The organism is Arthrobacter sp. Y3221087 (assembly GCF_059089905.1).
In genome coordinates, this window is record NZ_JBNHFE010000004.1 from 220807 (window position 1) to 233703 (window position 12897).

A 12897-nucleotide genomic window follows, 5' to 3' on the forward strand; every position below is an offset into this window, starting at 1 on the left:
CGGGGAGACTCAGCGGAGCAGCCGGCCGCCGTCGCCTCCCAATTGCTGGGTAATCCGGTGGGCCTCCGCCATCAGCAGCGCGCCCAGCTCTTCCTGGCGGTCCGGCCGGAACCGGGGCTCGATCCCAGTCAGGGACAGGGCCCAGGCGGGCCGGCCTGACCGGTCGAACACAGCCGCGCCCATCCCCCAGCTGCCTTCAAGCACCAGGCCGGGGTTCACTGAGTAGCCCTGCAACCGGGTATGGGCCAGGTTCTCGCGGACAAGCTGCTCCGTGTGGTTTGCGGCGAAGGTGCCCGCATGCTTTGTCCAGTCCGCCAGCAACTCCTCCTGCTCGGCCTCAGGCAGGAACGCCATGATGGCCGTGCCGGCGGAGGCCACACCCAGGGGGAACCGGACGCCCTCATGGAGGACGAAAGACCGGACCGGAAAGCTGCCCTCCTCCCGCAGCAGGCAGACGGTCTCCGTGCCGCGGCGGACGGAAAAGAAGGCACTCTCCCCGGTGGCCTCAGCGAGCCGGCGCAGGCTGGGGCGCGCAATGTCCTCCAGCGGGAACCGGGCAGAGGCGACCGACCCCATCAAAAGGACTTCCGGCCCCAGCACCCAGTTGCCGGATGCTGGATCCTGGTCCAGCAGTCCCTCGCCCGCAAGGGAGGTCAGCAGCCGATGGACCGTGGGCCGGGTCAGGCCGGATTCGCGGACCAGGCCGGCCAGCGGCATGCCCTCCGCACTGCGCGACACCAGGCGTAACAATCCGGCGATCCTGCTGACCACCTGCGCTCCCTGCACCTGAACTGCACCCATTCCTGCTCCTTTCGTCCATAATATGGACATGCAGAAGCCTACCGTCCACAGTGTAGATGCGCACGTTTTTGCCCAGATTCTGCCTCTTGACACCCCCAATCAGCCTCTTTAGCCTCGAAGGCACAACCATTGGTCCATAAAGTGGACACGCCGACGCTCAACGAGGAGAAACCATGAGCAAACTTCAGCCCGCGGCCGCTGCAGCCCTGCAGGGGACGCTTGAGGACGGGATGACCCTGGCCGTGGGCGGGTTCGGCTTGAGCGGTATTCCCTCCGACCTGATTGAGGCCGTGCGGTATTCCGGGGTAAAGGACCTGACGGTGGTCTCGAACAACATGGGTGTGGACGGCAAGGGCCTGGGGATCCTGATTGAAGCGGGCCAGGTCCGCAAAGTCATCGCGTCCTATGTGGGCGAGAACAAGCTGTTCGCGGAGCAGTACCTCGCCGGAAAGCTCGAGGTGGAGTTCACCCCGCAGGGCACCCTGGCCGAGCGGCTGCGCGCCGGCGGTGCCGGTATCCCCGCCTTCTACACGAGGACCGGCGTCGGCACCCTGGTTGCCGAGGGCAAGCCGCACGAGGTGTTCGACGGCGAAACGTACGTCCAGGAGCGCGGCATCGTGGCCGACGTCGCGCTGGTCCACGCCCACACCGCCGACACCGACGGCAACCTCATCTACCGCTACACCGCACGCAACTTCAACCCCGTGGTGGCCACCGCCGGGAAGCTCACCATTGCCGAGGCCGAGGTCATCCTCCCGCCCGGTGCCCTGGACCCGAACCACATCGTCACCCCCGGCGTGTTCGTCCAGCGCCTGGTGCAGGCCACCGCGCGGGCCAAGGACATCGAACAGCGCACCGTCCGGCCCCGCACCGAGCCCGCCGCTGAAGCGCTGGCCGTCTGAACACCCACCACTTTTTCAAAGGAGAAACCCATGGCCTGGACCAGGGATGAAATGGCCGCCATCGCGGCCGAGGAACTGAACGACGGCGACTACGTGAACCTGGGCATCGGCATCCCCACGCTGGTGGCCAACAACCTGCCCGACGGCATCCGCGTGGTCCTGCAGAGCGAAAACGGCCTGCTGGGCATGGGCCCGTTCCCCTACGAGGGCGAAGAGGACGCTGACCTGATCAACGCAGGCAAGCAGACCGTCACCGTCCTGCCCGGCGGCAGCATCTTCGACTCCGCCACCTCATTCGGCATGATCCGCGGCGGGCACGTCAAGGTCGCCATCCTCGGCGCCATGCAGGTCTCTGGCACCGGCGACCTGGCCAACTGGACCATCCCCGGCAAGATGGTCAAGGGCATGGGCGGTGCCATGGACCTGGTGGCCGGCACACCCCGGGTCGTGGTCCTCACCGAACACAACGCCAAAGACGGCACCCCAAAGATCGTCAGCGAATGCACGCTGCCACTTACCGGGCTGGACTGCGTGGACCGCATCATCACAGACCTTGCCGTCTTCGACCTGGTGAAGAAGGACGACGGCGGGCGGCGGCTCACGCTCACCCGCCTCGCTCCGGACGTGACGCTCAGCGAGATCCACGACAAGACCGGCGCGGAATTCGACATCGCCCTCGATCGCGAAGGAGCCATCGCATGAGCCTCAAAGAACAGTTCGGTAAGGACATCCTCATCACCGGATGGGGGCACAGCAAGTTCGGCAAGCTCACCGACGACACCCTGGAGTCCCTGATCGTGCAGGTGGCCACCGACGCCATCAACACCGCGGGGATCGATCCCGGACAGGTGGACGAGGTCTACGTGGGCCAGTTCAACTCGGGGATGGTGCCCCTGGCCTTCCCGTCGTCGCTGGCACTGCAGGTCTCCCCCGACCTCGCCAACGTTCCCGCCACCCGGGTGGAGAACGCCTGCGCCTCCGGCTCCGCCGCGTTCCAGCAGGGCACCAAGTCCCTGCTCGCCGGGACCGCCAGGACCGTCCTGGTGATCGGTGCGGAGAAGATGACCCATGCCGGAGCCGACGTGGTGGGCGCCGGGCTGCTGGGCGCCGACTACGACATGGCGGGCAAGTCCTCCACCACAGGCTTCACCGGGCTGTTCGCCGACGTGGCCAAGCACTACGCCAAACGCTACGACCCCCAAGGCAAGCTCGGCGACGTGCTGGGCACCATCGCGGCCAAGAACCACCGCAATGGCGTGGACAACCCCTACGCCCAGCTCCGCAAGGACCTGGGCGAGGAGTTCTGCCGCACTGTCTCGGACAGGAATCCCATGGTGGCTGATCCCCTGCGCCGCACGGACTGCTCCCCCGTATCCGACGGCGCCGCCGCCGTCGTCCTGTCCACATCACCTACGGGCGGTGCGGCTTCGCCCGTGCGGTTGGCCGGGTTCGGCCAGGCGAACGACTTCTTCCCCGCCTCCCGCCGTGACCCAGTGGCCTTCGAAGCCACCCGGGTATCCTGGCAGCGCGCCCTGGCAATGGCCGGCGTCGGAATCGCAGACCTTGACTTCGCGGAGGTCCACGACTGCTTCACCATCGCCGAGTTGCTCACGTACGAGGCCATGGGCCTCACCGACCCCGGCCAGGGCGTCCGCGCCCTGGAAGAGGGCTGGGTGTTCAAGGACGGGAAGCTGCCCGTCAACGTCTCCGGCGGCCTCAAATCCAAGGGCCACCCCGTGGGCGCCACCGGCGTCTCCCAGCACGTCCTCGCCGCCATGCAGCTCACCGGCACCGCCGGCGACATGCAACTGAATAGCCCCCGCCGCGCCGCGGTCCAGAACATGGGCGGCGTGGGCATCGCCAACTACGTCAGCATCCTCGAGGCCCTCTAACCCTTCGAGTTTTTGTCCAGATATGGCGACTTACGCGGCCCGGAAGCCGCCGTATCTGGACAAAAACTCTAGCTGCGGGAGCGGATCAGGGCCGCGATTTCCGCGAACCCCAGCCGCTCGGCGTTCTGGAGGGCAGTACGGCCCTCCGGATCGCTGATGTCCGGGTCCGCACCGGCGTCCAGGAGCAGGCGCACCACTTCCAGCTGGCGCGGGCCACCGTTGTTGAGCAGGATGGCTTCCTGCATGGCCGTCCAGCCCAGGTTGTTGACGTGGTTTACCGGCACCCCGGCCGCGATCAGGATCTGCACCGTCTCCACGTGCCCGTGCTCGCTCGCGGGAATCAGTGCCGTCCCGCCGTAGCGGTTGGTGCTGGCAACATCCGCACCCGCCGCCAGCGTCAGCCGGAGGACCTCGTTGAAGCCTTCGGCTCCGGCATAGAGGAACGCGGAATCCTGGATGGCGTCCTTGGCGTTGACGTTCCCGCCCCGCCCGATCAGCGAGGCCACCAGCGGGGCGTTGTTGGCCTTGGCGGCTGCGATCAGTTCCTGGTCCAGCTGCGCCTGTTCCCCGGCGGACAGGGCCGGTGGGGGCGGCGGGGAGGGCGCCGCCGTCGGGGGCTGTCCGGGAGCGGGCAGGGGGCTGGAGGGCGCGGGGGCGGACGCAGAGTCAACCGCCTGCGGCTCCGGCGGACCGGCCTGGCAGCCGCTGAGCAACAGCCCGCCGGCGGCAAGCACCACGGCAGTCTGGAATCGCCTCATACGCGGAGCCTACTTGGCAGTGCCGGCAATGGCATCAGCCCCTGCCGAGGCGCAGGCTTCATCCAGCGCACCGTCCGGAGCACCGCCGACGCCGATGCCCGCCACCGAGACGCCGTTGACCTTCAGCGGGACGCCGCCGGCCAGGAACAGGGTATCCGGGAGGTCGGCGATGGAAGGGCCGGTGCCGTTGATGCGCTTGGCCAGTTCACTGGTGGGGGCGCCGAAGGCGGCAGCGGTATACGCCTTCTGCTTGGCCGCTTCGATGGTGTGTTCGGCGGCGTTGTCACCGCGGAGCAGCGCCTGGACGGTGCCGAACCGGTCCACCAGCGCGACGGTGACGAAGGGCAGCTTGTCCGCCTGGCATTTGGCGAGGGCTGCGCTGACGGCTGTGGCCGATGCCCCAACGCTGATGCGGTTCTGCTGCACCACCGTTTCGGGCACGGGCTGGACGTCGACGGCGGGGACCGCTGCCGGTGCGGGGCTGGTTCCGGCGTTGGCTGCCGCCGTAGCTCCGGCGGTCAGGACGAGGGCGCCGGCAGCGGCGGCGGCAAAGGCTTTGTGGGACTTCTTCACGGTGTCTCCTTGGAGGGTCATGGTGGGTACGCACCAATCCTTCCGGGGGCGGCGGCGACGGGCATCGGGCCTTCGTCTGCTGAAGCCTCCACCCAAGAGCCAGCCGTATCAGCCAAATGGCTGAGAGACCAGCATCGGCGGGGGCAATAGCATGGAAGGTAGCGTTTCCCACCAGCCAGAACGGGACATCCCATGCCTACCCGAGCCGCCGGCACTGCCCCGGCCACCGCTGCCGCCCCGGGAACCCCGCCCCGGCGGGATACACCCCGTACCGGCCTGGGCAGCATCGGCACCGCAGTGCACCTGGGATTCGCGGTGCTCCTGGTGGCCTCGCTGGTGCGCTACGTCATGCGGCACAGCCCCGCCGACAACCTGCTGATCCTGGGCCTGGCTGCCGCGGCGAGCCTGCTCTATGCCGCCGTGGCCGTTCTCGCGGCGCGGGGCAGGCCGGGCATGCCGTGGATGTTCACCCTGGTGGCTGTCTGGGCGGTGCTGGTGGTCGCGGCCCCGAGCTTTGCCTGGTGCTCGTTCGCGCTCTTCTTCCTCTGCCGCAGCGCTTTGGCCGGAACCGCCGCCTACCTGGCGGCAGGCACCACGGCGGCAGCCACGGCAGCGGGGCTGTTCCGGATGAGCGACGGCACGGACCTCGCCATGCTCCTGGGCCCGCTGGCAGTGGGACTGATGCTGACACTGATCTACGACCGCATCCAGCACGACGCCGAGGAACAGCGCCGCCTGCACGCTGAAGTCTCGCGGGCGCAGGGCGAGTTGGCCGCCAGTGAGCGCCGCGCGGGCACCATTGCCGAACGCGAACGCGTGTCACGGGAAATCCACGACACCGTCACCCAGGGACTGGCCAGCAGCCTGCTCCTGCTCGAGGCCGCCGGACGGGCCTGGCCAAGCCCTGCCGCCCGGGACGAACTCCGGCAGGCAGCCGGGCTCCTGCGCACCAACCTGTCCGAAACCCGCAGCCTCGTCCACGAACTGGCCTCCCCCGGGTTGGACGGGTCCCCCCTGCCCGAAGCCCTGCTCGTCGCCGCGAGGCAGTACGTGCCCCAGGCCCGGCTCCTGGTGACCGGCGAACCGCGGCACGTGTCCGGGGAGGTCCGCCATGCCCTGCTCCGCGTCGTGCAAAGCTCCGCCTCCAACATCAAGCTGCATGCGTCAGCCACTGCCGCCACCGTGACCCTGGGATTCCTTCCGGAGGCCGTCACCCTGGACATTTACGACGACGGCGCCGGGTTTGATCCGGCGGCGGCAGCACCGCCGTCGGACGCCGGAGGGTACGGTCTGAGGGCCATGCGCCAGCGGGTGGAACAGCTTGGCGGTACCTTCTCCGTGGAAAGCTCACCCGGTCAAGGGACCATCGTGGCCGCCCAGCTGCCCGCGGCTCCAGCCGGGGGCGAAGGCGCGGGGGGTAAAGCATGAGCGCCATCACCGTCCTGCTGGTGGACGACCATTTGGTGGTCCGCAGCGGTCTCCGCGCCCTGCTCGGCACCCAGCCGGACATCGCGGTGGTGGCAGAGGCCGCCTCCGGCGAGGAAGCCCTGGTGCAGGTGCGCGAGCACTCCCCCGCTGTGGTGGTGATGGACCTGGCCATGGGTACGGGCATGGACGGCATCGAGGCCATCCGCAGGATCCGCGGGCTCAACAAGCGGCAGGCCATCCTGGTGTTCACCACCTACGACTCCGATGCGGACATTGTGCGCGCCGTGGACGCCGGCGCCATGGGATATCTCCTGAAGGATGCGGCGCCGGAGGAAATCTTCGCTGCCCTCCGTGGCGCCGTGCAGGGCAAAAGCGTCATGAGCCCGCCCGTGGCGTCCCGGTTATTCCAGCAGCTGCGCAACCCGGACGAGATCCTCACCCCGCGGGAGGCCGAGTTGCTCAGCCTCCTCACTGAGGGGCTCAGCAACAGGGAACTGGGCCAGCGCCTTTTCATCTCCGAAGCCACCGTCAAGACCCACCTCGCCCACATCTATGCCAAGCTCGGAGTGGAGACCAGGGCGGCTGCGATAGCCACCGCGATCCGCCGTGAAGGCATGCGTTGAGCACGCCATGCCGGGCCACCCCTTGCACAGAGGCCGTTGTCCCCGTACGTTGGGGAGCAGCGGGGGACGTTCTCCGCACACTTCGGGCTGATGCCCGGGGAGAGAATCAGAGTCACATGAAGGAATGCAGCCATGGCAACAGGCACAGTTAAATGGTTCAACGCCGAAAAGGGTTTTGGCTTCATTGCCCCCGATGACGGGTCCGCTGACGTTTTCGCCCACTACTCGGCAATCGCCAGCAGCGGTTACCGCTCCCTGGACGAGAACCAGAAGGTCGAATTCGATGTGACCCAAGGCCCCAAGGGCCCGCAGGCAGAGAACATCCGCCCCCTCTAAGGCTTGGGCAACTTCCGGCGCCTGCACCGGAAGCACCCGTCCAGCGGCCCCTCCAGCGAAAGCTGGAGGGGCCGCTGTTTTATGAGGCCTCCCGGCCCGGCCCCTCCGGGAACCCCTTTTTGGGATAATTGGAGCATGGCCGCAGAAGCGCAGGACAAGGATCCCTGGAAAGAATTTGATGCCCTGGGACCTGCCGCGCCGGACCGTGTTCCCGGATACCCCGGCGGTGAACCGCACGGTTTCGGGTTCCGCACGGGAGTGCGCAGCGCCCGGGTTGCCGTCGGCTTCGCAACGTACACCCTGGCGTTGGGCACGGTCCTGGCGCTGACCGGCTGCATTGTTTTTGTTGCCCGGGAGCAGTGGTTGCTGGTGGGCCTGATGCTCCTGATCGAAGCCATCTTCATCCTCGCTTTCCGCCGCCTGGTGGCCCAGGCCCGCACCCGGTCACCCCGGAATCGCCGCGCCCGCTGAACCTGGCCCGCCCGCCCCTTGACCTTGACGCTGCGTCAACCCCTACGCTCGGACCATGGAAGAAATAACGGCGGAAGCAGCGAAGGACTGGTCCATCCAGGACGTCGCCAGGATGGCCGGCACCACGAGCCGCACCCTTCGGCACTACGACGACATCGGGCTGCTCAAGCCCAGCCGGGTGGGCAGCAACGGCTACCGCCACTACGACGGCGCCGCCCTCCTGCAACTGCAGCGGATCCTGCTCCTTCGCGGACTGGGCCTGGGGTTGCCCGCCATAGCGGAGGTCTTCCAGCAGCAGACGGACGCCGTAAAGGCGTTGACCCGCCACCTGGAGTGGCTGCGGCAGGAGCAGGACCGGCTGTCCCGCCAGATCGCGTCCGTCCGGCAAACAATCGAAACGGTTAAAGGAGGAGGAGAACTCATGGCAGAAGAAATGTTCGACGGCTTCGACCACACACAGTACAAGGACGAGGTTGAGGAGCGGTGGGGCAAGGACGCCTATGCGAAGGGGGACTCGTGGTGGCGGGGCATGGACGAAGCGGAGAAGAGGGATTGGAAGTCACGCTCTGAACGGCTGGGGAAGGACTGGCGGGCCGCGGCCGGATCAGGTGTCAGTCCCGGCAGCCCCGAAGCCCAGGATCTTGCCCGTCGCCACGTTGAATGGCTGACGTCCATCCCTGGCACCCCGGCCGCGGAAAGCGGCGGAGACGTCAAAGGCTACGTCACCGGGCTCGCGGACATGTACCTTGCGGACGCCCGGTTTGCGGCCAACTATGGCGGAGTGGCCGGCGCAGGCTTCGTGCGGGACGCCCTGCACGCCTACGCGGACAAGAACCTCTGAAAGGGCTTGCCTTCCCGTCGGGAACCGCGGCCGTGGAGGCCCGGGCCAGCTGTTCCCGGAGCACCCGTCCGGGGACCGTCATCCCCGCAGCCTGCCTGCGGCCATCACGGCGCCGGCCACTGCCGCCGCGGTGAAGAACCTGCGCCGGGCCGTCCTACTCCGGCCATGCCAGCCGCCGGTCACGGAGCCTTTCCTGATTGATTCCGAAGTACGGTGCAGGTTTCCCGGGGTGACAGAGGCGGACTTGCCGCGGGGCAGCTGCTTCTTGTCCACCTGGCGGGCGATGGACGCTTCCACCAGTTTCGGCGTGACCTTGTGCTGCAGGACCAGTAGGCGTGCCACGGGACCTCCCGCCACGGTTTCGCGGCGGGGGTGCTCGATGACGTTGACGATTGCCCTGGCCACGCGTTCCGGCGTGTAGACCGGGGGCAGGGCACGTGCGCGCCGGCCGGTGTAGTTGGCAGCGTGCTGGTAGAACGGTGTGTCGATGGTGGCGGGCAGGACTGTGCACACGTGGACCCCGGACAGTCCTTCAAGTGCCAGTTCCGAGCGCAGGCTGACACTGAGGGACCGGACCGCCGCCTTGGTGACGGAATACGCTGCAGAGTAGGGCAACGGCGTCTCGCCAACAACTGAAGCAACATTGACCAGGACCCCCGAACCCTGGGCAGCCTGCCGGGCCAGGGCAGCGCGCGCACCATTCACGTAGCCGGAAATATTCACGTCAAGGACACGCTGGAAATCCGCGGCTGGAATGTCGAGGAGCCGGCCGAATGCGCCCACTGCTGCGTTGTTGACCCATACGTCGAGGCGTCCGAACTCCGCCACAGCACGGTCGGCCAGGTTGTCCACCGCTGCCGGATCCGTCACGTCGGTGGCTACGGCAATGGCTTTCGCCCCGCGTTTCCTGCATTCCCGGGCCACCGCCTCAAGGGCTTTGGTACCGCGCGAGGCCAGGACCAGGCAGGCCCCTTTGGATGCGCAGCGAAGCGCTGTGGCCCGGCCAATGCCGCTCGACGCACCGGTGATCACAACGACGGAGTTCATGACGCGCATCGGGCTTCCCTTCCCGCATCCCCAGGGGAGCAGACCAACAGTAAGTAGGCTTACCTCTTCGATGCTATCGAGGGCGGTGGCCCGGGACAACGCCCGCTGGTCGGCACGCAAGCACAGGCGGGCTCAGGTGAAGGCGGAAATCCCGGTGACGGCCCGCCCCACCAGTAGTGAATTGATCTCGTAACTGCCTTCGTAGGTGTAGAGAATCTCGGCATCACCGAACAGCTTGGCCATGCCGTAGTCACCGCTGATGCCGTTGCCGCCCAGCAGGGACCGTCCCATCGCAACTGTTGCCCGGGCCAGCCGCGTGGTGGTGGCCTTGGCCATGGCAGCCTGCGCCATCTCCAGCCGGCCTTCCTCCTGGAGCCGCGCCAGCTGAACCATCAGTGCCAGGGATGCCGAAGCGTTGCCCAGGATGTCAGCGAGTTGCTGCTGGATTAGCTGGAATCCCGCGAGGGGACGGCCGAACTGCTGCCGGCCCAGCGCATAGTCCCGGGCGACGTCGAACGCGGCGAACTGGATGCCGGCGGCCTGCCAGCCCACCCACGCCCGGGAATCCCGCAGTAGTCCTTGGGCGGCTGCGAAGTGGGCGGCCCCGGGGAGCAGGTTGCCGGCCGGGATCCGGACATCCTCCAGCGTGATGTCCGCGTTTTGCATGATGCGCAGTCCAATTTTGTTGGCAATTTTGGTAGCTGTGAAGCCGGGACGGCCGGTCTCCACGATGAAGCCCTTGATCTCCTGGTCGGCCTGGTCCCGCGCCCAGACGAGGGCAAAATCGGCGATGGTCCCGGCGCCGATCCAGCGCTTGACCCCGTTGAGGACCCACTCGCCGCCCTCGAGCCTGGCGGAGGTCTCCAGGCCCCGGGAGATGTCCGAACCGTGGCCGGGCTCGGTCAGGGCGAAGGCCCCCAGTGCGGTGAAGCCCCTGAGCCCGGGCAGCCAGCGGCTCTTCTGCTCCTCGGAGCCCAGTTGGCTGATCATGCCCACGATCAGCTCATTGTGGATGCCTGCAACCGCCGAGAGGGAGACGTCGGCGCGAGCCAACTCCGCGTACATCAGCCCTTTGAACAGGGCGGAGCTGCCATCCATCTGCAGGGCCCCCAGTCCGTGGCCGGCCATGTCCTGCAGCAGGCCGAACGGAAACTCCTCGCGGTTCCAGTAGCCGAGGGATGCCGGCCGGACGGATGCCTGCAGAAATTCCCGGGTCCGCGCATAACGTTGCCGTTCGGCAGCCGGGAGGAGCTCCACCACATGGATCAGGTCCGCGTCCGGAAAGGGCGGCCTGCCGCCATGTTCCTGGGGCTGCACGGAATTCCTCCCTCGCCAAACCGTTGGATGTCCTAGTATATTCACAGGATTTTCCGGAAAGGGGCTGTATGGGCACGCATTTGCCACGCGATCCCATTGCCGAGGCCCGGCGCAACTGGGAGGAGCACGGGTGGGCAGAAGTTGCGGCGCCCATGGCAGCCATCACCGCCGTCATGCGTACGCAGCAGATCCTCCTCGCAAGAATCGAGGCCACCCTTAAGCCGTTCGGCCTCACGTTTGCCCGCTATGAGCTCCTGGCGCTGCTGAGTTTTACGCGGAAGGGCTCCCTGCCCATGAAGAAGGCGAGCGCCCTGCTCCAGGTCCATCCGACGTCGGTCACCAACGCCGTGGACCGGCTCGAACGCGCCGGGCTGGTGGCCCGCTCCCCCCACCCGACGGATGGCCGCACCACGCTGATCGCCCTCACCGGCGAGGGGCGCAGCCTGGCAGAACGTTCCACGGCGGCGCTGAACAGTGAGGTGTTCAGTGATCCCGGATTCAGCCCCGGGGACGTGGACCTCCTGATCCGGATCCTGGGTGACTTCCGCAGGAATGCGGGCGACTTCGCGGACTGAGTGCGGGCAAGCAGCCGGTCAGCGGTTCGCCTTGGCCCGCTTCACCCTCCGGATAACGAGCAGGACCACAGTGACGGCCAGTGCCGCATACACCGCGTAGTTGAGGAACCGGGAGTACTGCTCTATGAGCCGGTACTGGGTGCCCAGGGCGTACCCCAGTCCGATCAGGGCACCGTTCCACAACCCGCTTCCGGCGAGCGTGTAGAGGCTGAAGGTTCCCAGCGGTATGGCGGAGGCCCCGGCCGGCAACGAAATGAGGCTGCGGACACCGGGAAGGAGCCGGCCGAAGAAGATGGAAGACCGGCCATGGCGGCGGAACCATCCAGCCGCATGCTCGAAATCCTCCCGGTCCACCAGGGGAAGTTTGGACAGCCCGCGGATGGAGCGTTCCAGCCCAAGCTTCGCACCCAGCCAATAGAGGAACAGCGCACCGGCGTAGGCGCCCAACAGGCTGGTGGCAAAGACGAGGAACAGATTGAGGGCCCCCTGCTTGGCAAGGTAGCCCGCCAGCGGAAGGATCACCTCGCTCGGAATGGGTGGCAGTACCGTTTCTGCGAGGGTGAAGGCTCCCACACCCCATTCCCCCAGCCTGTCAATTGCCTGCGCAGCAACGCCAACAAGGCCGCCAAGTCCGTCCGCCGCACCCGCCGCCGGTACCCGCATCTGCTTCTCCCCCATTTCCGCTGCAAACTTGCGGTCCTGTCTACCTTACGGCGCTGGGGGAAACCTGACAGACCGGCAAACCCCCCTATCTCTTGGAGGCGGGCTTTGCCCTCACGTGCATCCGTTCGCCCTGCGTGCCGAACAGGCTGAGGAATTCCACCGCCCCGCCGTCAGCCCTGCCGAACCAGTGGGGGATGCGGGTATCGAACTCCGCAGCCTCGCCCGGCCCCAGGACCAGGTCCTGGCTGCCCAGCACCATGCGCAGTTTCCCGTTCAGGACATACAGCCACTCGTAGCCTTCGTGCACCTGCGGACTGGGTTCCTCCAGCCGTCCGGCCGGCAGGATGTGCTTGTAGGCCTGGATACCGCCCGGTTTCCGGGTCAGCGGAATGATGGTCATCCCCCGTGCCTCGATGGGGCGAAGGTGCACGCGCGGATCGCCCGTCTCCGGCGCTCCCACCAGTTCATCAAGCGGCACCTGGTACGCCTTGGCCAGGGGCAGGAGCAGTTCGAGGTTGGGGCGCCGCTGGCCGGCTTCGAGCCGGGACAGCGTGCTGACCGAGATTCCGGTGGCCTCCGCCAGCGCCGTCAGCGTGACGTCCCGGCTGACCCGGAGGGCCTTCAGCCGCGGGCCCACGGCCGCCAGGACGTCGTCGAGGTTTTCATCCAT

16 protein-coding genes are annotated in these 12897 nt (G+C 67.4%); 9 read left to right on the forward strand and 7 right to left on the reverse strand.

The genetic code is table 11. From position 1 onward, the window contains the following. Positions 1 to 9: 9 nt before the first annotated feature. A complete protein-coding gene (locus AC5RUO_RS14560) occupies positions 10 to 801 on the reverse strand; it encodes an IclR family transcriptional regulator (RefSeq protein WP_494010885.1) in 792 nt (263 codons plus the stop codon). A 173-nt stretch (positions 802 to 974) separates the two neighbouring features. Between AC5RUO_RS14560 and AC5RUO_RS14565 the strand changes: the two genes are divergently transcribed. The 3 genes from AC5RUO_RS14565 to AC5RUO_RS14575 are packed head-to-tail and all read left to right on the forward strand — an operon-like array spanning position 975 to position 3595. Further along, on the forward strand, positions 975 to 1703 hold the full coding sequence (locus tag AC5RUO_RS14565) for a CoA transferase subunit A (protein WP_494103894.1): 729 nt from the start codon (positions 975 to 977) through the stop codon (positions 1701 to 1703). A 30-nt stretch (positions 1704 to 1733) separates the two neighbouring features. Continuing rightward, positions 1734 to 2405 (forward strand): CoA transferase subunit B, encoded by a 672-nt coding sequence (locus AC5RUO_RS14570; protein ID WP_494103895.1) that lies wholly within the window; start codon positions 1734 to 1736, stop codon positions 2403 to 2405. Then, positions 2402 to 3595 carry an acetyl-CoA acetyltransferase gene (locus AC5RUO_RS14575; protein ID WP_494103896.1) on the forward strand — a complete coding sequence of 398 codons (1194 nt, stop codon included), beginning with the start codon at positions 2402 to 2404 and terminating at the stop codon, positions 3593 to 3595. Before AC5RUO_RS14570 ends, AC5RUO_RS14575 begins: the two co-directional genes overlap by 4 nt. Positions 3596 to 3663: 68 nt before the next feature. Here the strand turns inward: AC5RUO_RS14575 and AC5RUO_RS14580 are convergent, their stop codons facing one another. Beyond that, positions 3664 to 4353, reverse strand: coding sequence for an ankyrin repeat domain-containing protein (locus AC5RUO_RS14580; protein WP_494103897.1), 690 nt, complete (start codon positions 4351 to 4353; stop codon positions 3664 to 3666). A 9-nt stretch (positions 4354 to 4362) separates the two neighbouring features. Then, positions 4363 to 4926: a GlcG/HbpS family heme-binding protein gene (locus tag AC5RUO_RS14585; RefSeq protein WP_494103898.1), complete on the reverse strand. Its 564-nt coding sequence runs from the start codon at positions 4924 to 4926 to the stop codon at positions 4363 to 4365. A gap of 192 nt (positions 4927 to 5118) precedes the next feature. Here AC5RUO_RS14585 and AC5RUO_RS14590 point away from each other — a divergent pair, with 192 nt between their 5' ends. From AC5RUO_RS14590 to AC5RUO_RS14610, 5 genes are all read left to right on the forward strand, one after another. After that, the gene (locus AC5RUO_RS14590) at positions 5119 to 6354 is read left to right on the forward strand and encodes a sensor histidine kinase (protein ID WP_494103899.1); all 1236 of its coding nucleotides are present in this window, start codon (positions 5119 to 5121) and stop codon (positions 6352 to 6354) included. Further along, entirely contained in the window at positions 6351 to 6977 is a 627-nt protein-coding gene (locus AC5RUO_RS14595) for a response regulator (RefSeq protein ID WP_494103900.1), read from the forward strand. The genes AC5RUO_RS14590 and AC5RUO_RS14595 overlap by 4 nt, the downstream gene beginning before the upstream one ends. Before the next feature lie 132 nt (positions 6978 to 7109). Beyond that, positions 7110 to 7313 (forward strand): cold-shock protein, encoded by a 204-nt coding sequence (locus AC5RUO_RS14600; protein ID WP_013599688.1) that lies wholly within the window; start codon positions 7110 to 7112, stop codon positions 7311 to 7313. A gap of 135 nt (positions 7314 to 7448) precedes the next feature. Further along, positions 7449 to 7784, forward strand: coding sequence for a hypothetical protein (locus AC5RUO_RS14605; protein WP_494103901.1), 336 nt, complete (start codon positions 7449 to 7451; stop codon positions 7782 to 7784). 55 nt (positions 7785 to 7839) lie between these two features. Beyond that, positions 7840 to 8625, forward strand: a complete 786-nt coding sequence (locus AC5RUO_RS14610; protein ID WP_494103902.1) for a MerR family transcriptional regulator — start codon at positions 7840 to 7842, stop codon at positions 8623 to 8625. A gap of 78 nt (positions 8626 to 8703) precedes the next feature. On the opposite strand, the gene AC5RUO_RS14615 is transcribed toward AC5RUO_RS14610, so the two are convergent. Together AC5RUO_RS14615 and AC5RUO_RS14620 are read right to left on the reverse strand one after the other, a co-directional pair. Continuing rightward, positions 8704 to 9681 carry an SDR family oxidoreductase gene (locus tag AC5RUO_RS14615; RefSeq protein ID WP_494103903.1) on the reverse strand — a complete coding sequence of 326 codons (978 nt, stop codon included), beginning with the start codon at positions 9679 to 9681 and terminating at the stop codon, positions 8704 to 8706. Positions 9682 to 9804: 123 nt separating this feature from the next. Continuing rightward, the gene (locus AC5RUO_RS14620; RefSeq protein WP_494103904.1) at positions 9805 to 10989 is read right to left on the reverse strand and encodes an acyl-CoA dehydrogenase family protein; all 1185 of its coding nucleotides are present in this window, start codon (positions 10987 to 10989) and stop codon (positions 9805 to 9807) included. Between the two features lie 68 nt (positions 10990 to 11057). Between AC5RUO_RS14620 and AC5RUO_RS14625 the strand changes: the two genes are divergently transcribed. Next, positions 11058 to 11564 carry a MarR family winged helix-turn-helix transcriptional regulator gene (locus tag AC5RUO_RS14625; RefSeq protein ID WP_494103905.1) on the forward strand — a complete coding sequence of 169 codons (507 nt, stop codon included), beginning with the start codon at positions 11058 to 11060 and terminating at the stop codon, positions 11562 to 11564. A gap of 18 nt (positions 11565 to 11582) precedes the next feature. Here AC5RUO_RS14625 and AC5RUO_RS14630 read toward each other — a convergent pair whose 3' ends face one another. Together AC5RUO_RS14630 and AC5RUO_RS14635 are read right to left on the reverse strand one after the other, a co-directional pair. Next, positions 11583 to 12242, reverse strand: coding sequence for a DedA family protein (locus tag AC5RUO_RS14630; RefSeq protein ID WP_494103906.1), 660 nt, complete (start codon positions 12240 to 12242; stop codon positions 11583 to 11585). 70 nt (positions 12243 to 12312) lie between these two features. Then, positions 12313 to 12897, reverse strand: coding sequence for a helix-turn-helix domain-containing protein (locus tag AC5RUO_RS14635; protein WP_494052142.1), 585 nt, complete (start codon positions 12895 to 12897; stop codon positions 12313 to 12315).